Annotated in this window: 21 protein-coding genes; 7 read left to right on the top strand and 14 right to left on the bottom strand. The window is 70.4% G+C overall.

Annotated features, from left to right (window positions below):
• The first annotated feature begins 25 nt into the window (after positions 1-25).
• The gene (locus tag ACFY36_RS03915; protein ID WP_499744369.1) at positions 26-1,015 is read left to right on the top strand and encodes an SDR family oxidoreductase; all 990 of its coding nucleotides are present in this window, start codon (positions 26-28) and stop codon (positions 1,013-1,015) included.
• Here ACFY36_RS03915 and ACFY36_RS03910 read toward each other — a convergent pair.
• Both ACFY36_RS03910 and ACFY36_RS03905 read right to left on the bottom strand, forming a co-directional pair.
• Positions 1,005-1,316: a hypothetical protein gene (locus ACFY36_RS03910; RefSeq protein WP_499744368.1), complete on the bottom strand. Its 312-nt coding sequence runs from the start codon at positions 1,314-1,316 to the stop codon at positions 1,005-1,007. The genes ACFY36_RS03915 and ACFY36_RS03910 overlap by 11 nt on opposite strands.
• 2 nt (positions 1,317-1,318) lie before the next feature.
• Positions 1,319-1,984, bottom strand: coding sequence for a TetR/AcrR family transcriptional regulator (locus ACFY36_RS03905; RefSeq protein ID WP_499744367.1), 666 nt, complete (start codon positions 1,982-1,984; stop codon positions 1,319-1,321).
• Positions 1,985-2,076: 92 nt separating this feature from the next.
• Between ACFY36_RS03905 and ACFY36_RS03900 the strand changes: the two genes are divergently transcribed.
• From ACFY36_RS03900 to ACFY36_RS03890, 3 genes are all read left to right on the top strand, one after another.
• Positions 2,077-2,937 (top strand): NmrA/HSCARG family protein, encoded by an 861-nt coding sequence (locus tag ACFY36_RS03900; RefSeq protein WP_499744366.1) that lies wholly within the window; start codon positions 2,077-2,079, stop codon positions 2,935-2,937.
• 119 nt (positions 2,938-3,056) lie between these two features.
• Positions 3,057-4,094: an FAD-dependent oxidoreductase gene (locus ACFY36_RS03895; RefSeq protein ID WP_499744365.1), complete on the top strand. Its 1,038-nt coding sequence runs from the start codon at positions 3,057-3,059 to the stop codon at positions 4,092-4,094.
• Positions 4,087-4,512, top strand: coding sequence for a PPOX class F420-dependent oxidoreductase (locus ACFY36_RS03890; RefSeq protein ID WP_499744364.1), 426 nt, complete (start codon positions 4,087-4,089; stop codon positions 4,510-4,512). Before ACFY36_RS03895 ends, ACFY36_RS03890 begins: the two co-directional genes overlap by 8 nt.
• Here the strand turns inward: ACFY36_RS03890 and ACFY36_RS03885 are convergent.
• From ACFY36_RS03885 to ACFY36_RS03870, 4 genes are all read right to left on the bottom strand, one after another.
• Entirely contained in the window at positions 4,475-6,274 is a 1,800-nt protein-coding gene (locus ACFY36_RS03885; RefSeq protein ID WP_499744363.1) for a diguanylate cyclase, read from the bottom strand. The two genes, ACFY36_RS03890 and ACFY36_RS03885, sit on opposite strands and share 38 nt — an antisense overlap.
• 54 nt (positions 6,275-6,328) lie before the next feature.
• Complete coding sequence (locus ACFY36_RS03880; protein ID WP_499744362.1) at positions 6,329-6,565, bottom strand: hypothetical protein; 237 nt, start codon at positions 6,563-6,565, stop codon at positions 6,329-6,331.
• A 24-nt stretch (positions 6,566-6,589) separates the two neighbouring features.
• A complete protein-coding gene (locus ACFY36_RS03875) occupies positions 6,590-7,765 on the bottom strand; it encodes a sigma-54-dependent transcriptional regulator family protein (RefSeq protein WP_499744361.1) in 1,176 nt (391 codons plus the stop codon).
• 94 nt (positions 7,766-7,859) lie between these two features.
• Positions 7,860-8,702, bottom strand: a complete 843-nt coding sequence (locus tag ACFY36_RS03870; RefSeq protein WP_499744360.1) for an RpnC/YadD family protein — start codon at positions 8,700-8,702, stop codon at positions 7,860-7,862.
• Between the two features lie 155 nt (positions 8,703-8,857).
• Here ACFY36_RS03870 and ACFY36_RS03865 point away from each other — a divergent pair, with 155 nt between their 5' ends.
• Complete coding sequence (locus ACFY36_RS03865; protein ID WP_499744359.1) at positions 8,858-10,615, top strand: NAD(P)-binding domain-containing protein; 1,758 nt, start codon at positions 8,858-8,860, stop codon at positions 10,613-10,615.
• Here the strand turns inward: ACFY36_RS03865 and ACFY36_RS03860 are convergent.
• Positions 10,598-11,302 carry an alpha/beta fold hydrolase gene (locus ACFY36_RS03860; protein WP_499744358.1) on the bottom strand — a complete coding sequence of 235 codons (705 nt, stop codon included), beginning with the start codon at positions 11,300-11,302 and terminating at the stop codon, positions 10,598-10,600. The two genes, ACFY36_RS03865 and ACFY36_RS03860, sit on opposite strands and share 18 nt — an antisense overlap.
• A gap of 140 nt (positions 11,303-11,442) precedes the next feature.
• Between ACFY36_RS03860 and ACFY36_RS03855 the strand changes: the two genes are divergently transcribed.
• Entirely contained in the window at positions 11,443-12,297 is an 855-nt protein-coding gene (locus tag ACFY36_RS03855) for a substrate-binding domain-containing protein (RefSeq protein ID WP_499744357.1), read from the top strand.
• Here ACFY36_RS03855 and araA read toward each other — a convergent pair.
• The 7 genes from araA to ACFY36_RS03820 are packed head-to-tail and all read right to left on the bottom strand — an operon-like array spanning position 12,245 to position 20,616.
• The gene (araA, locus tag ACFY36_RS03850; RefSeq protein WP_499744356.1) at positions 12,245-13,726 is read right to left on the bottom strand and encodes an L-arabinose isomerase; all 1,482 of its coding nucleotides are present in this window, start codon (positions 13,724-13,726) and stop codon (positions 12,245-12,247) included. The two genes, ACFY36_RS03855 and araA, sit on opposite strands and share 53 nt — an antisense overlap.
• Positions 13,727-13,741: 15 nt before the next feature.
• Entirely contained in the window at positions 13,742-14,398 is a 657-nt protein-coding gene (locus ACFY36_RS03845; RefSeq protein WP_499744355.1) for an L-ribulose-5-phosphate 4-epimerase, read from the bottom strand.
• Complete coding sequence (gene araB / locus ACFY36_RS03840; RefSeq protein WP_499744354.1) at positions 14,395-16,041, bottom strand: ribulokinase; 1,647 nt, start codon at positions 16,039-16,041, stop codon at positions 14,395-14,397. The genes ACFY36_RS03845 and araB overlap by 4 nt, the downstream gene beginning before the upstream one ends.
• Positions 16,041-17,054: an ABC transporter permease family protein gene (gene yjfF, locus ACFY36_RS03835; RefSeq protein WP_498697494.1), complete on the bottom strand. Its 1,014-nt coding sequence runs from the start codon at positions 17,052-17,054 to the stop codon at positions 16,041-16,043. Before yjfF ends, araB begins: the two co-directional genes overlap by 1 nt.
• Positions 17,051-18,076, bottom strand: coding sequence for an ABC transporter permease (locus tag ACFY36_RS03830; protein WP_499744353.1), 1,026 nt, complete (start codon positions 18,074-18,076; stop codon positions 17,051-17,053). The genes yjfF and ACFY36_RS03830 overlap by 4 nt, the downstream gene beginning before the upstream one ends.
• Positions 18,073-19,599 carry a sugar ABC transporter ATP-binding protein gene (locus tag ACFY36_RS03825; RefSeq protein ID WP_499744352.1) on the bottom strand — a complete coding sequence of 509 codons (1,527 nt, stop codon included), beginning with the start codon at positions 19,597-19,599 and terminating at the stop codon, positions 18,073-18,075. The genes ACFY36_RS03830 and ACFY36_RS03825 overlap by 4 nt, the downstream gene beginning before the upstream one ends.
• Before the next feature lie 57 nt (positions 19,600-19,656).
• Positions 19,657-20,616 carry an ABC transporter substrate-binding protein gene (locus ACFY36_RS03820; protein ID WP_499744853.1) on the bottom strand — a complete coding sequence of 320 codons (960 nt, stop codon included), beginning with the start codon at positions 20,614-20,616 and terminating at the stop codon, positions 19,657-19,659.
• Between the two features lie 336 nt (positions 20,617-20,952).
• On the opposite strand from ACFY36_RS03820, the gene ACFY36_RS03815 reads away from it, so the two are divergent.
• Positions 20,953-21,942: a LacI family DNA-binding transcriptional regulator gene (locus tag ACFY36_RS03815; protein WP_499744852.1), complete on the top strand. Its 990-nt coding sequence runs from the start codon at positions 20,953-20,955 to the stop codon at positions 21,940-21,942.
• Positions 21,943-22,056: the final 114 nt, after the last annotated feature.

Below are 22,056 nucleotides of genomic sequence, written 5' to 3'. Positions count from 1 at the left end.
AGAGGTCTCCATTAACGTTGCCGGCATGACAAACGTTCTGGTAACCGGCGGCTCGGGCTACATCGGCGGCTATTGCGTGCTGGCCCTGCTCGACGCCGGGCACACCGTGCGCACAACGGTGCGAGATCTGGCCCGCGAGCCGCAGGTGCGGGCGACGCTCGGCGCGGACGTCGAAGTGGTGCGGGCCGACCTGGGAAGCGACGAGGGCTGGCCCGAGGCCGCGGCCGGCTGCGACTTCGTGCTGCACGTCGCGTCGCCCACCCTGACCGGCGTGCCGCGCGACGACGACGAGATGGTCCGCCCGGCCGTCGACGGCACCTTGCGCGTGCTTCGCGCTTCCCAGCGGGCGGGTGTACGGCGGGTGGTGCTCACCTCCGCGATCGGCGCCATCGCCTACGGCCACCCGCCGCGCGACACCCCGTTCACCGAACAGGACTGGACGAACGTCTTCGCCGACATCGCCCCGTACCAGAAGTCGAAAACCTTGGCCGAGCGCGCGGCCTGGGATTTCGCCGGGCGCGAGGGCCTCGAACTGGCCACCGTCAACCCGACAGCGGTGCTCGGCCCGGTGCTGGGCCCCGACTACTCCCCGTCGCTCAACTCCCTCGCCGCCATGCTCGACGGCTCACAACCGGCCCTGTTGAAGTTCGCCACCGGTTACGTCGACGTCCGCGACGTGGCCACCCTGCACCTGCTGGCGATGACCGACCCGGCGGCCGCCGGCGAGCGCTTCATCGCCACCGCCGGCCACAGCCTGTGGCAGCGCGACCTGGCCGCCGTCCTGCGTTCCCGCCTGGGCGACCGCGCCGCCAAGGTGCCCACCCGCGAGATGCCCCTGGCCGCGGCCCGCGCCCTGGCCCGGGTCAACCCCCGGATGCGCGCCCTGAAAGCCATCCTGGGCCGCGACCTCGACGCCACCGCGGCCAAGGCCGAACGCCTGCTCGGCTGGAAGCCCCGCCCCATCGAGGACACGATCACCGACACCGCGGAAAGCCTCCTCGCACTCACCGCATAGCCGTCAGCAGCCCTGGCGCCCGGTGACCCACAAGGCCGGCCACCTCCGCGCGGGCCGGAGGAACCAGCCGTTCGAAGACGGCGCGGTCGACAGCTCCCCGAGCGATCCACAGCTCCGCGAGCGACTCCCCCGCCGAGGCCGCCACCAACTCACTCTCGGCCGCATCGGTGGCGACCCGCGCCAGCGCGGCATGCACCTCTGGCTCGTCGAAAGCCGAAAGATCCTGCGCGGCGTCGTCCCGCTCGTCCTCCCGGGCGTCACCGTCCAGCAGAACCGAGATGAGCGCCGCAACCGAAGACACGATCACGCGCCCCGGGCGGCCGGGCCGGCGCCGACTTCGGCCGTGCCGACGCCGACGGTGGCCGGGATGGCGCCGGTGGCGGCCGTGCCGACGCCGACGGTGGCCGGGATGGCGCCGACGGTGGCCGGGCTGACGCCGGTGATGGTCAGGTCGAGCAGGCGCGTCGCCTCGGTGGCGGGGTCGGGGTGGTGCTCGGTGGCCAAGGCAATGCCGGTGACCAGGGTGAGCAGGTCGGAGATGGTCACGCCGGGAGTCAGGACCGGGGCGGCCCGCTCGACCAAGGGAGCGCCGGCCTCGGTGAGGCGAGCCGTGGCGCAATGACCGTGGGCCTCGCCGGGGCCGGCCGCGCGGTCGCGATTAAGTGCCTCGGCCACGCCACGGACCGTGGCGGCGAAGGAAATCACGGCGGCCAGCCACTCCAGCAGCGCCGCGCGCGGGTCCGCGTGGTCGGCCAGATCGGCGGCCCGATCGGCCAAGGCGTCGGTCTGCCGGCGGAAGACGGCCTCCAGCAGGGCGTGCCGGGTGGGGAAATGGCGGCGGACGGTGCCCGAGCCGACTCCGGCCGTGCGGGCGATCTGCTCCAGGGAAGCGTCGGCGCCCTCCCGGGCGATCGCCTCGGCCGCCACGCCCAGCAGCAGCTCGTAGTTACGGCGGGCGTCGGCGCGCATGACGTCATCTCCCGGTTGATAAGTGGCGGGGTCCGCCGTATCTTACTCCCAACGAAACGGCGTGGTCCGCCGCTTAAGGGGAGGAGTGTGTCATGACCGTCTTGGTGGTCGGAGCTACAGGGCAACAGGGAGGTGCGGTCACCCGCGCTCTGCGGGCGGCCGGCATTCCCGTACGGGCTCTGGTCCGCGATCCGGCGAAAACCGTGGACGGCGCCGACGTCGTCGTCGGCGACCTGGAGGACCGCGACTCGCTGCGGAAGGCGGCCGGGGGCGCCGGCGCCGTCTTCTCCATGCAGATGCCGCCGCTGAAGGACGGGTCGTTCGACTTCGACGGTGAGCTGCGGCAGGCCGTCAACCTGATCGAGGCCGCCCGCGAGGCGGGCGTGCCGCACTTCGTGCACTCGTCCGTCTCCGGCTCCCGGCGGCTGCCCGGCGACGAGCGGTGGGCGCCGATGCGGCCGTACTACGCGGCCAAGGCCGGCATCGAGGACCGGGTCAAGGAGGCCGGCTTCCCGTTCTGGACGCTGATCCGGCCGGGCTTCTTCATGGAGAACTTCCTGCCGTCGCAGGCCTACCTGCTGCCGCGCGGCCTCGAGGGCGGGATCGTCACGACCCTGAAACCGCGGACACGGCTCTCGCTCGTGGCGGTGGACGACATCGGGACGACCGTGGCGGCGGCCGTCGCCGACCCGTACGCCTGGAACGAAGTTGAACTGGAACTGGCGAGCGACCACCTCACGCTCACCGAGATCGCCGCCGCGATGGGCATGACCGCGCCCGAGATGAGCGAGCAGGAGGCGCTGGCCGGCGGCATGCCGCCCTACGCCGTCCTGTCGAACCAGCTCATGAACGAGGTGCCGCAGCCGGCCCGCCCCGAGTTCGCGCGGGCCCTCGGCGTGCCGGTGACGAGCTTCGCCCGGTGGGCCTCAGAAAAGGCCGTTGTTGTGCGGTAGCTCGGCCGGGATGGGCCGTGCGACCTGCCGGACGCCGCGGGAAAGCGCGGCGTTCCCGGAGGGGCACTCCGCGATGGCCGCAGGGGAATACGGGAACGATCTCGCGGGTTGGCCCGGTCGTGCGACAGGTGACGGTGGTGGTCATCGGGGGTGGTCAGGCCGGGCTGTCGGCCGCCTACCACCTGAAGCGGCGCGGCGTGGACTTCGTGGTCCTCGACGCGGCGCCCGCGCCCGGCGGGGCGTGGCGGAACCGGTGGGAGTCGCTGCGGATCGCCACCGTCAACGGCATCTTCGACCTTCCCGGGTTTCCCAAGCCGCCGCTCGACCCGGCCGAGGCCAGTCGCGTGGCCGTGCCGCGGTACTTCGCCGACTTCGAGGCGGCCAGTGAGCTGCCCATTCTGCGCCCGGTGCGCGTGACCGCCGTACGGCCCGGGCCCGAAGAGACTTTGATCGTCGAATCGGATCACGGCTCGTGGAGCGCGCGGGCGATCATCAACGCGACCGGCACGTGGACCAACCCGGTACGGCCGCGCTATCCGGGGCAGGAGAGCTTCGCCGGAATTCAACTGCACACCCAGGAGTACGTCTCGGCGGACGCGTTCGCGGGCCGGCGCGTGGCCGTCGTCGGCGGCGGGATCTCGGCCGTACAGCAGCTCGAAGAGATCTCCCGGGTCGCCACGACGTTCTGGTACACGCGCCGCGAGCCGGTCTTCAAGGACCTCGGCGAGTTCGACGGCTCGGGCATCATCGCCAAGGTGGTCGCCGACGTCGAGGCGGGCAATCCGACCGGGAGCGTCGTCTCGTACACCGATCTGGCCTGGACCCCGTACGCCCGCGCGGCCAAGGAACGCGGCGCGCTGGAGCGCCGCCCGATGTTCACCGCGATCGAGCCGCACGGCGTGCGCGAGGCCGACGGCTCGTTCACCCCGGTCGACGCCATCCTGTGGGCGACCGGTTTCAAGGCCGACCTGGCCCACCTCGACCCGCTGCATCTGCGCAACGAGCGCGGCGGCATCCGCATGATCGGCACCCAGGTGGCCGCCGACCCGCGGATCCACCTGATCGGCTTCGGCCCGTCCCAGTCCACGGTCGGCGCCAACCGGGCCGGCCGCGAAGCGGTCAACACCCTTCTCCGAAAGGTGCTCACCCATGTCTGACTACGACCCGCGCGACCTGCTGGCCGAGAGCAAGCTCGGTGTGCTCGCCACCATCAAGGCGAACGGCCTGCCGCAGCTCTCCCCGGTGACCCCGTACTACGACCGGGACGCCGAGCGCGTCTACGTGTCGATCACCGACAGCCGGGCCAAGACGGCCAACCTGCGCCGCGATCCGCGGGCCGCGCTGGAGGTCACCCGGGGTGACGGCTGGGCGTGGGCGACCGCCGAGGGTGAGGTGGAGCTGATCGGGCCGGGCACCGACCCGAACGGGCCCGAGGTGGAGGCGCTGGTCGACTACTACCGCAAGGCGGCCGGCGAACATCCGGACTGGGACGAGTACCGGTCGGTGATGGTGTCCGACAAGCGCGTGCTCATGGTGCTCAAGGTCGCCCACGTCTACGGGCAGCGGATGGGCTGAGCGCCTTCGCCCGGTACATCGCGGCGTCGGCGTCGCGCAGGAGCCGGCCGCCCTCGCTGGGCGAGCCGGTGGCGACGCCGACGCTGGCGCCGACCGTGACCTGCTGGGTGGCGGTGATCCAGATCGGCTCGGCGATCGTGGCGCTGATGTCCGCTTCACGCGAAAAATGCCCATAAGTGAGTACGGCGAATTCGTCGCCCCCCAGGCGGGCGGCCAACACCCCGAACGCGCTGAGCCGATCCGCGACGGCGGCCAGCACCTGATCACCGGCGTGATGACCATAGTTGTCGTTGACGGGCTTGAAGCCGTCCAGGTCGACCAGCACCACGCTCACGGTCTCGTCCGGCGGCAGCTCGTCGAGGCGCTGTTCGAGCAGGCTCCGGTTGGCCAGCCCGGTCAGCGCGTCGTGTGTCGCCCGGTGGCTCAGCTCGTCGTGCAGCCGCCGCGCCTCGGTGACGTCCCGGGCGTTGAAGACGAGCGCGCCCACGCTGGGATTGGCGGTCAGGTCAACCCCGACGACCTGGAGCCAGCGGTACGACCCGTCGGTGTGCCGCAGCCGCAATTCGGCGTCGGCGTCGGCGCCGCGCTCGGCCGCGAGCCGGGCCACGAGCTCGGTCAGCAGATGCCGGTCGTCGGGCATTATCCGGTCGGTCAGCGCCGTACCGACCAGCTCGTCCGGGCCGATGCCCAGGAACCGGCGCGCGGCCGGGGTGGCGAAGCGGACCAGCCCGTCGGCCCCGACCACCAGCGTCAGGTCGGACGAGTGCTGCACCACCGACTGGAACCACTCCCGCATCCGCTCGTTGTCGGTGAACGCCGCCATCTGCCGGCTCAGCACCAGCACCGTGATCAGAACCGCGCCGACCGAGACGCCCCACACCTGCGGGTCGGCGCTGCGCGTGGTCAGCGCGGCCACCAGCAGCAACTGGACGGCGACGACGGCCAGATAGGGCAGCCGGCTGCCGTGCCGCCGCCGGTCGGGCCCGGCCACGCCGCCGCGGCGGCGCATCCGCAGCTCCTGCCAGCGCATCGCCACCGGCATGAGCAGACACGGCAACAGCTGCGACACGTAGATCACGCCGGGGTCGTCGGTGCCGGTCAGCAGCGTGACGGTCGAGGCCGCGATCGCCGTGCCGGCCACTCCCGCCGTGGCCACCAGCCCGGGGCCCTTGGCGAACGGAGCGGTCCCGCTGAGCAGCAGCTTCAGCAGCCCGACACTGAGCAGCAGCATGATCGCCGAGGCGGCCGCCGCACCCGCCACCTCGGCCCGGTTGCCCTCGGCGACCACGTCGGCCAGAACGAAATACCAGAGAAAAACGGCGACAGCGGCCAGTACGGTCACCGCGTCGAGCCACAACCGCAGACGTTGCCGTCCCGCGCCGCCGAGCGGGTGGCAGACCATGGCCACCATCGCGACGAGCATGCCGGCCACGACAAAACCGGTCTGCACGGGACTGGGCTGATGCCCGGAGAGGTGCATGACGGCCAGCGCGGTCTGATAGCCGTCCCCCACCGCACAGGCGACACCGGTGACCATGACCGCCCGCCAGAACCGGCGGGCATGCCGCTGCCCGGCCGTGGCCCGGGTCAGCCGCCACGCGAACACCGCGATCGCCACATCCAGCCCGGTCTGCACGGCCCAGGAGACGGTAGCCCCACCGGGCCCAGCCAGAAACCACAGGACGACGGCCACACCAGCAACCGCCAGCGCGAGCAGGCCCGGATCCGCGCGAAACCGCCGAGCCGCACCAATGACGTCCATGGCATCACCCATCGGCGGCCCGATCCGCAACGTAAGTGAAACGTGGTTCCAGGCTCAGGAACGCAGCTCCGCCAAGGTCGCACCGGCGACGATGCGGGCGACGTTCCCTTCAAAGTCGCCGTATCTCGCCCAGAGAAGCGCACGCATCTCGTCGAGGTCGGCCTGCCAGGGAGCCTCCAATTCCTCCACCGTCGTCTGGTCGTCGATGTGTATGCCGCACAACAGCTGCAACGCCTCGCGGGGATAGGCCTTGATGAGCGCCTTGTACAGGTTCTCCAATTCGAGAGACATGTTGCTTTGCGCCTGGAACGCGACTCAGCGGCGGACCTCAAGCGTCACGCCCGCCGCCAGGCGGTACGGGTTGGTGGTGACCAGGGCACCGACCGCGCGGCGGAGGCGGCTGATCTCGGCGCGGACGGTGACGACGTGGGCGGTGTCGCCGTACAGGAAATGGCTCAGCTGGCTTGCGGTCAGCCCGGCCGGGCCACAGCCGTGCAGCAGGGACAGGATGTCGGCGTGGCGGCGGGTGAGCGGTGTGCGCCAGGGCTCGGCGTCACCGCGTACCTCCAGAAGCGGCGGCGAACCGGCCGGATCGAGCGTCGCGGTGATCGCCGCGTGCGGCCCGGCCGGGCGGATCAGCCAGCCTTCGGGCAGGCGTTCGGCCCGGCAGAGGCCCATTCCCGGTACGGCCACAGGTGCGCCCGCCGAGGGAGCGCCGATGCGTTCTCGCGCGGACACCCCACTGGCGTGGGCCACCCAGCCGTGGTCATCGACGATCAGCAGCGGACCGCGGGCGGTACCGGCCACATGCGCGGCCGAGCGCCGCAGCCGTTCCAGCCGGTCCGCGTGATGCCGCCACAGCCGCGCCTCGGCCAGCCGCACCCCGGTCTCGACCAGCACCCGGATCGCCGGATGCAGGGTGAGCGCGGGCCCACTGACGTCGACGATGCCGAGCAGGTCTCCGGTGCGGGGATCGTGCACGGGATGGGCCGAGCAGTACCAGGCGTGCTGGGCCTGCTCAAAATGCTCAGCCGAGAACAATTGAACAGGAGCGGCCTCGACAAGCGCGGTCCCGATGGCGTTGGTGCCGACGGCGGCCTCGGTCCAGAGCGCCCCTTCCCCGAACCCGAGCCGATCGGCCCGCCGCCGCAACGCCGTGGGCCCGGCCCGCCACAGAATCGTCCCGTCGGCCCCAGTGACGACAAGCAGAAAGGCCGCATCCTCGGCCATCCGGAGCAGGTCACCGATGACCGGCGCGAGCCCGGAGTCGCGCCGCCGCCGCTCGACCTCCCCGGCCGGCAACGGATCGCGGGCGTTGGCCTGGCTGGGATCGAGCCCGAGCCCGAGCACCCGCGACCAGGACCTCTCGACGAGTGCCCGCGGCCGATGAGGAGGCCGATCCCCGGCCAGCACAGCGTCATGCACCCGCAGCAGATCACGCGCATACCGCGACAGATCAGTTCCCGGCCGCACCGCGCTGTAGTCGCCCACGCCACCTCCCCGCGGTCACCCCTCCCGAGGCTCCCACGCCCGCCCGGACGAGGTCCAGAAGCGAGCAGGACAAGTGCGCAGCTGACGCCGCAGCTCAGGAACGCAGATCGTCCAAGCTCGCACCGGCCACGATGCGAGCGATGTTCCCATCGTGGTCGCCGACAGCCAGCCGCCGGGCCAGGGCTTCCAGGTCGGCGAAGTCGCCGTACTTCGCCCGTAGCAGCGCGCGCATCCCATTGACCTCGCCCTGCTCCAGGTTTCGGCGGGCGATCTCGCGGCCGGACTCCGATTGCTCCAGGACGTCGTTCATGCCTCTCCTCCGCAAAGCTTCCAGAAACAGCAGCGCCAAGGAACTTTCCCCGAGCATACCCAGCTCGACCAGGACCAACTTCTCCTCGGGCGAGCTCGTCGCGGCGATCCGGTCGGCGACCCGTTCGGCGACGTCGGGCGGCGCATTCCTCGATGCCAACGCGAGTGGCGCCAACGCGCTGGTCAGCAGCATGCCCGGGTCCAGGTCGCCGGTGACGTCGACCGACAGATAGTCCAGCCGGACCCGGTCGCGCGTGAATCGGCCCGGGTAACCGCCGCCCCGCGGCCAGAACACCACCTGATGGATCCGGTGCGTCGAGGGGCGGTGCTTGAGCGCCAGGCCCGCAAAGTAGGCCAGCATCCGCTCCTGGAAGTCCACGGTGCGCTTCAGTTGGATCTCGACGTGGTAGACGTCGGCGGACCCGTCGCTGGCGCGCTGAATCGCGAACACCCTGTCGCACTGGAGGCTGCGTTGCCGCGGCACCTCGGTCGGCAACTCCACCACCACGTCCCCGTCGTCGAGCCGCGCTCCGCACAACAGTTGCAGCGCCTCGCGGGGATAGGCGCTCAACAACGCCTTGTACGGGCCGTCGTAATCACGGGAAGGCGCCGGCTCTTCTTGACTCATTGCTCCCCCTCCGGCACCGGCCATCCCAGCGCACGAGATAGCCTCGCATTCCTGCGACTAGTAGTCAAGAGACTCGCTGCTTCACGACTAGGCTTTACGGATGCAATGTGTTGCAACTCTGTTGCGGACAGTGGGCACGCCGGTTTCGTGGAGGCATGGACACCTCCCCCAAGCAACGTGTCGAAGAATGGCTGGGCTCGCTCGAGGCCGCGCTGCGGACCCGTGACGTACGGGCCGCGGCGGCTCTCTTCGCGCCGGAGAGCTTCTGGCGTGACCTCGTCGCCTTCACCTGGAACATCACCACCGTCGAAGGGCGTGATGGGATCGCCGACATGCTCGGCGAGACGCTGGATCACGTCGATCCGAGCGGCTTCGCGCTGACCGAGGAACCGGCGGAAGCGGACGGCGTGATCGACGCCTGGATCCGGTTCGAGACCGCTACCGGGCGGGGCACCGGGCACCTGCGGCTCAAGGCCGAGGGTGCCTGGACCCTGTTGACCACGCTGCGGGAGCTCAAGGGCTTCGAGGAGCGCCAGGGCGACCGGCGGCCTCTCGGCGCGGAACACACCCTGGCCAAGGGCCGGGAGTATGTGAAAGCGGCGGAGGAGCACGACCCGTACGTCGTGGTGATCGGTGGCGGGCAGGGTGGGATCGCCCTCGGTGCGCGGCTGCGGCAGCTCGGGGTTCCGGCGCTGGTGCTCGACAAGCATGCGCGGCCCGGTGATCAGTGGCGTGGGCGGTACAAGAGCCTGTGCCTGCACGATCCGGTCTGGTACGACCACCTTCCCTACCTGCCGTTCCCGGCCAACTGGCCGGTCTTCTCGCCCAAGGACAAGATCGGCGACTGGCTGGAGATGTACACCCGGGTCATGGAGGTGCCGTACTGGTCGTCCTCGACCGTCAGGTCTGCGACATATAAGGCGAAACGATGGAGCGTCATCGTCGACCGGGAAGGCGAATCGGTCGAGCTCACCCCGGCCCACGTCGTCTTCGCGACCGGCATGTCGGGAAAACCCAATAAGCCGGTCATCCCCGGGCAGGACGTCTTCCGCGGCGATCAGCAACATTCCAGCGAGCATCCCGGCCCCGAGGCGTACCGGGGAAAGAAGGTCGTCGTCATCGGGTCGAACAACTCGGCGTTCGACATCTGCGGGGCGCTCTGGGAGCACGACGCCGATGTGACCATGGTGCAGCGGTCGTCGACGCACATCGTCAAGTCGGCCACGCTCATGGATGTGGGGCTGGGCGACCTCTATTCGGAGCGGGCCGTCGCGGCCGGTTTCACCACCGACAAGGCCGACATGATCTTCGCGTCGATCCCGTACCGGATCATGCACGAGTTCCAGATCCCGCTGTACGAGCGGATGGCGGAGCGGGACGCCGACTTCTACGCGCGGCTGGAGAAGGCCGGCTTCCGGCACGACTGGGGCGCCGACGGTTCCGGCCTGTTCATGAAGTACCTGCGACGGGGCTCCGGCTACTACATCGACGTGGGCGCGGCCGACCTGGTCGCCGGCGGTCAGGTCAAGCTGGCGCAGGGCCAGGTCGTCCGGCTCACCGAGGACGCGGTGGTCCTCGACGACGGCACCGAGCTGCCGGCCGACCTGGTCGTCTACGCCACCGGCTACGGCTCGATGAACGGCTGGGTGGCCGACCTCGTCGACGCCGAGACGGCCGGCCGGGTCGGCAAGGTGTGGGGCCTGGGCTCGGACACCCCGAAGGACCCGGGCCCGTGGGAGGGCGAGCAGCGGAACATGTGGAAGCCCACCTTGCAGGAGAACCTGTGGTTCCACGGCGGCAACCTGCACCAGTCGCGGCACTACTCGCTCTACCTGGCGTTGCAGCTCAAGGCCCGCTATGAAGGGCTGCCGACGCCCGTCTACCGCCTGGCCGAATCACACCACCGCAGCTGACGACGGCAGGAAGCCGGCCACCGAAGCGAAGAAGGCGTCCGGGGCGAGGCTGTGCACGCGGTGGCCGACCGGGATCGTCGCCAGCCGGGCGTCCGGCAGGGCGGCGGTCACGGCGGCCAGCCGCCGCGGCGGGATGCAGCTGGACGGGCCGCCCGAGACGACCAGGGACGGCTGGGCGACCGCGGACAGGCGGCCCCACCAGCCCGGGTCGGCGCAGGCCACCTGGAGCAGGATCGCCGGCACCGGGCGGCCGGCCATCAAGCGGCTCAGCCGCCGGGGCAGGCCGCCCCAGCGGGGCGGGGCCGCGATGTCCTCGAGAACGAGCCGGGAGACGAGGTCCGGCGAGTGCTGGGCCGCGGCCAGGGCGGCGTACGCCCCGACGGAGTGCCCGACCACGACGGCCGGGCCTCCGAAGAACGCGGCGAGACAGCCGAGGAGGTCGTCTCGCAGGGAGCGCAGCAGGTACGAACCGGTGCGTTCGCTCGTCGCGTGCCCGCGCAGGTCGACCGCCACCGCCTGGTAGCCGAGCGGGACCAGCCGGGCCGCGAAGCGGTCCCACGTGCTCGCGCTGCTGCCGGTGCCGTGCACGAGCAACGCCGGCGCGCCCGCCGGGTCGCCCGCCGCGCGGTAGCCGAGGCGGACACCGTTGACCGGGACGGTGCCGACCGTCGACCACGCGAAAGACATCCCCGTTGTTTACCAGACGTTCCCCGGACCGTGGGAGGAAAGAAACCACGTAACAAGCGCGTAACAGGGAATTGACTCGCCGCGGTGAGCCCGACATGTTGGCGTTAACAGGCCCGGCGTTAACAGACGAGGGAGCCCGGATGACGGTCATCGGCGTGGTGGCGCAGAACTCCATGTTGTACGGACCGGCCAGCATGGTGCACGCGATCGGCGACGCCGCCTTCGACGCCGGCCTGGCGGTGGCGGTCGGTCACGTCGCGGAGTACGACGCGGAGGCCCACGAGGTGGTCCGGCGCCTGGCCGGCCAGGACGTGGCCGGGCTGATCGTCGTCGCCCCGGTGGCCGCGGCGGCCGATTTGCTCGCGGCCGTGCCGGACGGCCTGCCCGTCGTGACCGTCGACGGCCTTCCGCAGTGGCGCACGGCCAACGTGGCCGTCGATCAGTACGCGGGCGGGCTGCTGGCCACCCGTCATCTGCTGGCGCACGGGCACCGCACGGTCTGGCACGTGGCCGGCCCCGAGCAGTGGCACGGCAGCCGGGCCCGGGAGGCGGGCTGGCGGGCCGCCCTGGCCGCCGCCGGCATCGAGGCGCCGCCCGTGGTGCGGGCCGCCTGGTCGGCCGAGTCGGGCTACCGGTGCGGGCTCGCGCTGGCCGCCGACCCCGGGGTCACCGCCGTCTTCGCCGCCAACGACGACATCGCGATCGGGCTGATCCGGGCGCTGGCCGAGCACGGCCGCGGCGTGCCCGACGACGTCAGCGTGGTCGGTTTCGACGACGTGCCCGAGGCCGGCTTCACCCATCCCGGGCTGACCACCGTGCGGCAGGAGTTCGCCGAGGTCGGCCGAGAGAGCGTGCGCCTCCTGCTGGGCGCACGCCGTCCCGAGTCCGTGCAGCTGCGGCCGACCCTGGTGCCGCGGGGCACCGTTCGGCACCGGGTGAAGGTCAGAAGCCGCGGGCCAGCCGGTAGTACGCCTGGTTCCAGCGGACCTCTTTGACGAACTCCCGGATCGTGGTGTCCGAGTCGATCACCAAGAGCTCACAGGAGAGCATCTCGGCCAGGTCGTTCAGCTCCTCCACGCCGATCGCCGACGACAGCACCGTGTGGTGCGGTCCGCCCGCGGTCAGCCACGCCTCGGCCGACGTGGACAGGTCGGGCGCCGGCTTCCACACCGCGCGGGCCACCGGCAGCTTGGGCAGGGCCTCGGTCGGCGGCACGACCTCGATGACGTTGGCGGTCAGCCGGAACCGCTCCCCCATGTCCGACATGCCGACGACCACGGCCGGGCCGGGCGCCGCGTCGAACACCATGCGGACCGGGTCCTCGCGCCCTCCGATGCCCAGCGGGTGGATCTCGAGCCGGGGCCGGGCGGCCGCGATCGACGGGCACACCTCGAGCATGTGGGCGCCGAGGATGCGCTCCTGGCCGGGCGTCAGGTCGTACGTGTAATCCTCCATGAAGGACGTGCCGCCCGGCGCCATCGCCTTGATCGTGTGCAGCAGGACCGAGGTCTTCCAGTCGCCCTCGCCGCCGAAGCCGTAACCGTCGGCCATCAGCCGCTGCACCGCGAGGCCGGGCAGCTGGCGCAGGCCGCCGAGGTCCTCGAAGTTCGTGGTGAACGCGCCGAAGCCGCCGGCGTCGAGGAACTGCCGCAGGCCGAGCTCGATCCGGGCCGCGTACCGCAGCGACTCGTGACGTTCGCCGCCGTCGCGCAGCTCGGGCGCGACCTCGTACAGCTCGTCGTACTCGCCGACCAGCTTGTCGACCTCGGTGTCCAGAGCGTCGTCGACGACCTTGACCAGATCATTGACGCCGTACGTGTTCACGGACACCCCGAAGCGCAGCTGCGCCTCGACCTTGTCGCCCTCGGTGACCGCGACGTCCCGCATGTTGTCGCCGAAGCGGGCCAGCTTGAGCGACCGGATCGCCGCGTGCCCCCGGGCCGCCCGCACCCAGGCCGCGACGCGGTCGACCACCCGCGGATTGCTGACGTGCCCGGCCACGGTCTTGCGGGCCACGCCGAGGCGGGCCTCGATATATCCGAACTCGCGGTCGCCGTGCGCGGCCTGGTTGAGGTTCATGAAGTCCATGTCGATCTCGGACCAGGGCAGCGCCACGTTGGCCTGTGTGTGCAGGTGCAGCAGCGGGGTGCGCAGCGCGTCCAGGCCGGCGATCCACATCTTGGCCGGCGAGAACGTGTGCATCCAGGCGATCACGCCGATCACGTTGTCGTCGTCGTTGGCCCGCCGTACCGCCGCCAGAATGTCGCCGGCGCTGGTCAGCACCGGCTTCCAGACCAGCCGGACGTCCAGCGACGAGCCCAGCGCCGCGGCGATCTCCCGCGACTGCGCCGCGACCTGGTCCAAAGTCTCCGGTCCGTAGAGCCCCTGACTGCCGGTCAGGAACCAGACCTCGTGCTCACTCATTGTCTCCCCCAAAAACTAGCGCTGGCCGTAGACGTTCTGGTAGCGGTCGTACAGGCTGTCCACGGCGTCGCCGGGCAGTCGATCGATCGCTCCGAGCTGCCGGGCCAGGAGCATGGTGCGGGCGACGTCCTCGCACATGACCGCGGCCTTGACCGCGGCCTTGGCGGTGGCGCCGATGGTGAACGGGCCGTGCTGGCGCATGAGCACGGCCGGCGAGCGGCTGGCGCGCAGCGTCTCGACGATGCCGCGGCCGATGTCGTCGCTGCCGATCAGCGCGAACGGCCCGATCGGGATGTCGCCGCCGAACTCGTCGGCCATCGCGGTCAGCGAGCACGGGATCGGCTCCCCGCGGGCGGCCCACGCCGTGGCGTACGGGCTGTGGGTGTGCACGACGCCGTTGACCTCGGGCATGTGCCGGTAGACGTAGGCGTGCGACTCGGTGTCGCTGGACGGGCTGTGCTCGCCCTCGACCAGCTTGCCGTCAAGGTCGCAGACGACCATGGCGGCCGGGGTCAGGTCGTCGTACGACACGCCCGAGGGTTTGATGACCAGCAGGTCCTCGCCGGGCACCCGGGCCGAGACGTTGCCGGCGGTCCAGGTGACCAGGCCCCATCGGGTCAAATGCGAATGCAGAGAACAGACTTCTTGGCGTACGTCATCAAGCACGCTCATCCCAGCGCCTCGTTCCGCAGATCGCGCAACCGGTGCAGCACCTTGTTCTCGCCACGCCCGAAGTAGTCGTGGAGAAGCGAGTACTCCGCGTAGAGCCGGTCGTAGACGTCGGCCGCGGCCGGGTCGGGCTCGTAGACCGCCTTCTCGACGCGGCCCATCGTCGCCGCCGCGGTCGCCACGTCGGGGTACGCCCCGGCGGCCACCGCGGCGTGGATGGCCGACCCGAGGGCGGGCGCCTGATCGGAGGTGGCCACGCTGATCGGCCGGCGCAGCACGTCGGCGTAGATCCGCATGACCAGGGTGTTGCGCTTGAGCCCGCCCGCGGCCACGAACTCGGTGACCGGCACACCCGCCCGCTCGAAGGACTCGATGATCGTGCGGGTGCCGAAGGCGGTGGCCTCGATCAGCGCCTTGTAGATCTCGAACGGCCGGGTGGCCAGCGTCTGCCCCACGATCACGCCGGACAGGTGGTGGTCGACCAGCACCGAGCGGTTGCCGTTGTGCCAGTCGAGCGCGATCAGCCCGTGCCCGCCGGCCGGCTGCTCGGCCGCCTGCTCCGACAGGTAGTCGTGCACGCCCAGGCCGGCCGCGCGGGCCCGATCGTGCACCTCGGGCGGCACGCCCTGCTCGACGAACCAGCCGAAGATGTCGCCGACGCCGCTCTGCCCGGCCTCGTAGCCGTACAGACCGGCCAGGATGCCACCGTCGACCACGCCGCAGATGCCGGGCACCGGCGCGATGGCCTCGCCGTTCATGATGTGGCAGGTCGAGGTGCCCATCACGGCCAGCATCTGCCCGGGCGTGATGGCCTGCGCGGCGGGCGAGGTGACGTGCGCGTCGACGTTGCCGACGGCGACCGCGATGCCGGCCGGCAGCCCGGTCCAGGCCGCGGCCTGCTCGGTCAGGTCGCCCGCCCGCTCGCCGAGCGCGGACAGCGGATGGGCCAGCCGGGTCTCGGCGAAGTCGGCGAAGGCCGGGTTCAGCGCCTCCAGGTAGGCCTTATCGGGGTAGTGGCCGTCCTGGAAGATCCCCTTGTAGCCGGCCGTGCAGGCGTTGCGGGTCTCGCGCCCGCACAGCTGCCAGATGATCCAGTCGGCCGCCTCGATCCAGCGCTCGGTCCGCGCGTAGACCTCCGGGTCCTCCTCCAGCACCTGCAGGGCCTTGGCGAACTGCCACTCCGAGGAGATCCGCCCGCCGTAGCGCGCGATCCAGGGCTCACCCCGCTCGTGCGCGAGGTCGGTGATGCGGTCGGCCTGCGGCTGCGCCGCATGATGCTTCCAGAGCTTGGGGTACGCGTGTGGGCGCTCCGGGAGCAACTCGCACAGTGGCGTTCCGTCGGTCAGGGCCGGCAGCACCGTGCACGCCGTGAAGTCCGTGGCAATACCGATCACCTCGGACGGGTCGATCTTGGCGGCGGCCAACGCTGACGGCACGGCCGTCTTCAGCACGTCGATGTAATCGGCCGGGTCCTGCAGCGCCCAGTCCGGGCGCAACTGCTCGCCGGTGTACGGCAGCGTGCGCTCGATGACGCCGTGCGCGTATTCGTGCACGGCCGCGCCGACCTCGGCCCCGTCGGAGACCCGCACGACCACGGCGCGGCCCGACAGCGTCCCGAAGTCGACCCCGATGGTGTAGCTGGACATCACTTCGCCTTTCTGGTGACGAGGCGCTGGAGGACGATGAAGGCGAACAGCAGCACGCCGATCGCCATCCGGGCCCACCACGAGTTGAGGCTCGCGAAGTTCACGATCGTGTTGATCATGCCGAGCACCAGGACGCCCAGGACCGTGCCGAGCACGTAGCCGGAACCGCCGGTCAGCAGCACGCCGCCGATGACCACGGCCGCGATCGCGTCGAGCTCAGTGCCGGTGCCGTGCCCGGCGTAGCCCGACGTGGTCGTGATGCTGTAGATCAGGCCGCCGAGGGCGGCGCAGAAACCGCTGAGCGTGTAGACGCCGATCCGCGTACGGCCGACCGGAAGGCCCATCAGCAGGGCCGAGTCGGCGTTGCCGCCGATCGCGTAGACGTTGCGGCCGAACCGGCTCCAGGCCAGCACGACCGCGGCCACGGCCACCACGGCCAGCGCGACCAGGGCCATCCCGGAGATGTAGACGCCCGGCTCGAAGACGATGCGCGTCTCGGCGATGCTGGTCCAGAACTCGTTCGTGATCGGGATCGAGTTCTGGTTGATCAGCAGGGCGATGCCGCGGGCCAGGAACATGCCGGCCAGCGTGGCGATGAACGGCTCCACCTTGAAGAAGTGGATGACCGCGCCCATGCCGAGCCCGAGCACGCCACCGACCAGCAGCACGACCGGGATGACGACCCCGGCCGGCCAGCCCGCCTGCAGCAGCGTGGCGGCCACGGTCGAGGTCATCGCGATCACCGCGCCCACCGACAGGTCGATGCCGCCGGTCAGGATCACGAAGGTCATGCCGACCGCGACGACCAGCAGGAAGGCGTTGTTGGTGAACAGGTTGAGGATCACCGAGGGGTGGGTGAAGTTCTCGTAGTTCACCGCGCCCACGGTGTACATGACGATCAGCAGCGACAGCGTCGCCAGGACCGGGATGTACTGCGCGTTCGGCCGGTACGTGCGCCGCCGGCTGGCCGGGCCGCTCTTGTTCGTGGCCGGGGTCGTGCTGACGTCGATCATGCCGGGACCTCCGCCCGTGCGGCCGGCCGAGGAGTCGACCGGCGGAACAACATGGCCCGGAAGGTCGCCGACTGGGCGAGGCAGAGCACCACGACCACCACGGCCTTGAAGACCAGGGTGGCCTCGGGCGGGATGCCCACCGACTGGGCGGTCGTGTCGAGGGTGGCGATCAGCAGTGCGCCCAGCGTGGTACCGGCCAGCGAGAACCGGCCGCCGGTGAGCGCGGTGCCGCCGATGACCACGGCCAGGATGGCGTCGAGCTCGATCAGGTTGCCGGCGTTGTTGCCGTCGGCGCTGGACACGTTCGAGCTGTAGATCAGCCCGGCGATGCCGGCGCAGGCGGCCGAGACGACGTACACCATCACGGTGAACCGGCGGGCCTGGATGCCCGCGAGCCGGCTCGCCACCGGGCTTCCGCCGACGGATTCCAGGAGCAGTCCCAGCGCCGTACGCCGGGTGAGCAGCACCGTGATCACGAGAACGACCGCCGCGATCAGCACCGACACCGGCAACCCGAGCACGTAGCCGGCGCCGATCACCTTGTACGGGCTCGACTGCACGTTGATGATCTGCCCCGACGTGATCAGCTGGGCCAGCCCGCGGCCGGCCACCATGAGGATCAGCGTCGCGATGATCGGCTGGATGCCCAACACCGCCACCAGGAAGCCGTTCCACAGGCCGAGCACGAGCGAGAGGGCGATCGCCGCGACCACCGCGACCGCGACGCCGCCGACGCTGTTCTGGTTGGACAGGTCGCCGATGATCAGGCAGGCCATGGCGCCGGAGACGGCCATCACCGAGCCGACCGACAGGTCGATGCCGCCGGTCGAGATGACCAGCGTCATGCCGATGGCCACCAGCACCAGGGGCGCGCTGGCCCGCAGGATGTTCACCGGCGTCCCGAACAGGTGCCCGTCCTGGATCCGGATGTCGAAGAAACCGTCGGAGAAGATCAGCGCGCAGAGCAGCAGCACCACGAGCATGGCGACCGGCCACATCAGCCGGCTCTTGAGGAATGTCATGAGGTCGCTCCGCTGGCGATGGTCCGCATGATGCGGTCGGCGTCGACGTCGCCGGTGTTGTCGAGCTCTTCGACCAGGCGCCGGTCCCGCAGCACCTCGATCTTGTGGCTGAGCCGGAGCACCTCCTCGAGCTCGGCGCTGACGAACAGCACGGCCATGCCCCCGGTGGACAGCTCGGCGACCAGGCGCTGGATCTCGGCCTTGGCGCCGACGTCGATGCCGCGGGTGGGCTCGTCGATGATCAGCAGCTTGGGCTCGGTGATCAGCCAGCGGGCCAGGAGCACCTTCTGCTGGTTGCCGCCGCTCAGATTCCGTACGGGAATCTCGGGGTTGTCCGGCCTGATCTGCAGGGCCTTGATGTATTTGCCGACCAGCTCGTCCTGGCGGCGCTTGGCGATCGGGCGGGTCCAGCCGCGGGCCGCCTGCAGGGCCAGGATGATGTTCTCGCGGACGGTGAGCTCGCCGATCACGCCCTCGGTGCGGCGGTTCTCCGACGAGAAGGCGATGCCGCGGGACATCGCGGTCCGCGGCGACTTCATGGCGACCGGCTTGCCGTCGAGCTCGAGCTTGCCGCTGTCGGCCTTGTCGGCGCCGAACAGGAGCCGGGCCAGTTCCGTACGCCCGGAGCCCAGCAACCCGGCCAGGCCGACCACCTCGCCGGCGTGGATGGTGAGGTTGAACGGAGCGATGGCGCCCTCACGGCCCAGCTCCTCGGCGCGCAGGATCGGCTCGCCGCGCTCGATCTGCTCGGCCGACTCGCGCGGGCGGCTCTCCAGCTGCTCGAGCGTGGCCAGCTCCTTGCCGATCATCTTGCGGACCAGCTCGACCTGGGGCAGCTCGGCCGTGCGGTACTCGCCGATAAGGGCGCCGTTGCGCAGCACCGTGATCCGGTCGGCGACCTCGTAGATCTGGTCGAGGAAGTGCGAGACGAACAGGATGGCCACCCCGGAGTCGCGCAGCCGCCGCATGATCGCGAAGAGCTGGGCCACCTCGGAGGCGTCGAGGCTGGACGTCGGCTCGTCGAGGATCAGCACCTTGGCGTCGATGTCCACCGCGCGGGCGATCGCGACCATCTGCTGCACGGCCAGGGAGTACGTGTTCAGCGGGGCCGAGACGTCGAGGTCGAGGTCGAGGCTCTTGAGCAGATCGGCCGAGCGCTTGCGCATCTCGGACCACTGGATGCGGCCGAAGCGGCGCGGCTGGCGGCCGATGAAGATGTTCTCCGCGACCGAGAGGTTGGCGCAGAGGTTGACCTCTTGATAGACGGTGCTGATGCCGGCTTCCTGCGCCTGCAGCGGGCCGGTGAACAGCACGTCCTTCCCGCTCAGCTTGATGTCGCCGCCGTCGATCCCGTACACGCCGGTGAGCACCTTGATCAAAGTCGACTTGCCGGCGCCGTTCTCGCCCATGAGGGCGTGGATCTCGCCGGGCAACAGCCGGAAATCGACGCCGTCGAGCGCGACGACGCCGGGGAATATCTTCTGGATTCCGGTCATCTCGAGGACCGCGGGCGGCTCACCCATTCATCCCACTCCGTTTGTTGCGGGGCGCCCCGGTGGCGGCCGGGGCGCCCCTGATCGTCAGTACTTGCGGTCGGGAAGAGCGGCCTTGGCCTGCTCCGGGGTGAAGGTGGTCTCCTCGGTGAGGATCCGGGCCGGAACCTCTTCCTTGTTCTTGACCTTCTTGACCAGCTCCATCAGCTGTGGGCCGAGCAGCGGGCTGCACTCGACGATGAAGTTGATCTTGTTCTCGGACAGCGCCGTCATGCCGTCCTTGACCGCGTCGACGGTGATGATCTTGATGTCGGTGCCGGGCTTCTTGCCGGCCGCCTCGATCGCCTCGATGGCGCCCAGGCCCATGTCGTCGTTGTGCGCGTAGAGCACGTCGATGTCCTTGACGGACTGCAGGAACGTCTCCATCGTCTGCTTGCCGCTGGTGCGCTCGAACTTGCCGGTCTGCGAGGCGACGATCTTGAACTTGGGGTCGCTCTTGATGACGTCCTCGAAGCCGGTCTTGCGGTCGATCGCGGGCGCCGCGCCCGGCGTACCCTGAAGCTCGACGATGTTGACCGGCTCGGTCTTGCCGTCGTACTCCTTGGCCAGCCACTCGCCGGCCTTCTTGCCCTCCTCGACGAAGTCGGAGCCGAGGAAGGTCTTGTAGAGCGACGTGTCCTTGGAGTCGACCGCGCGGTCGGTCAGGATCACCGGGATGCCGGCGTCCTTGGCCTCCTTGAGCACCGGGTCCCAGCCCGACTCGACGACGGGCGAGAACGCGATGACGTCGACCCGCTGGGTGATGAAGGAGCGGATCGCCTCGATCTGCTTCTCCTGCTTGCCCTGGGCGTCGGAGAACTTCAGGTCGATGCCGGCCGAGGCCGCCGACTCCTGGATGGACTTGGTGTTCGCGGTACGCCAGCCGCTCTCCGCGCCGACCTGCGAGAAGCCGAGGGTGATCTTGTCACCGCCGCCGCCCGAGCCGGAGCCACCGTCGTCGCCGCCACAACCGGCCAGGGTCGAGGCGAGCAGGAGCCCACCGACCATCGCCGCGGAAATCTTCTTGAGCACAGGGCCCTCCAAATTGTTAACGTTCACGCATTCAGAGATGGTCGTCACCGCGACCGCGAACACCGAGCGGAGCATCGAGAGGAGAGTCGCGGCCGATCCGGGCACCGCGTTTCAGCAGTGTTACCGTTCTCAAACGCTCCGTCAAGGTTTCGCGCTCGGTTTGTTACCGACCGATTGCCGATGGTGGTGGCGGGCAGGTCGGCTATGGACATCCGGGCAAACCGTGTGCGATGTTCACGCTCACAAATCGGCGCTCGGAGGTTGTTCTTGCCATCGACCGACGGTGATCGGGCCCGCCCCCGGCTCACGGTCATGCGCGACGTCGCCAAGCTGGCCGGCGTCTCGCACCAGACCGTGTCGCGGGTCCTGAACAACCACCCCAACGTGCGGCAGGAGACCAGGCTGCGCGTGCTGGAGGCCATGCAGTCCCTGAACTACCGCCGCAACCTGGCCGCCCGCACGCTGGTCACCCGCCAGTCCGACACGCTGGGCATCATCGGCTTCGAGACCACACTGTTCGGCCCGGCGTCGATGCTGTACGCCATAGAGAGCGCCGCCCGCGACGCGGGCTACATGGTCAGCATCGCCTCGGTCCGCGACCTGGAACGCCGCCACGTGGTCGAGGCGGTCGACCGCCTGACCCAGCACGCGGTGGACGGCGTGATAGCGATCGCCCCGAAATTGACGGTCACAAGCGCCCTGGCCCAGGCCCCGCCATCGTTACGCTGCGTGGCGGTGGGCACGGCCGGCGAATCGGACGAGGCCCCCACGGTGGGCATAGACAACGCGGCCGGCGCCCACCTGGCCACCCAGCACCTGCTGGACCTGGGCCACCGAACGGTCCACCACGTGGCCGGCCCCGCCGACTGGCCGGAGGCACAGGAGAGAGTGGAGGGCTGGCGAAGCACCCTGTACGCGGCCGGCGCCGTGGTACCCCCGGCCGACCCGGGCTGGTGGGACGCGGAATCGGGCTACGCGAGGGGCCGCCTGCTGGCCGCGGATCCGCAGGTGACGGCCATCTTCTGCGCGAACGACCGCATAGCCTTGGGCGTCCTGAGAGCACTGCACGAGACAGGCCGCCGGGTCCCCGACGACGTGAGCATCGTCGGCTTCGACGACATGCCCGACGCCGGCTACTTCCTGCCCCCATTGACAACGGTCCGCCAGGATTTCAGCGAGTTGGGCCGGCGAGCCTTGACCCTCTTGCTGCAACACATGTCCGGCGACTCCACCACCGACCGGGTGTTGGTGACCCCGCACTTGGTGCGCCGCGAAAGCACAGGCCCTCCCCCGTTCCATTAAGCCCACCTCCACCTCACACCGCCCGCCGACCGCCTCCGCTGCGCACCGCCCCTGCACACCGCCCGCCTTCACCCCGCGCCGCACGCCTCCACCTCACACCGCCCGCCTCCACCC

Origin of the sequence: Actinoplanes sp. NPDC000266 (assembly GCF_042899005.1) — a bacterium.
Taxonomy (GTDB): Bacteria; Actinomycetota; Actinomycetes; order Mycobacteriales; family Micromonosporaceae; genus Actinoplanes.
This window is presented reverse-complemented; position numbering and strand designations above follow the sequence as displayed.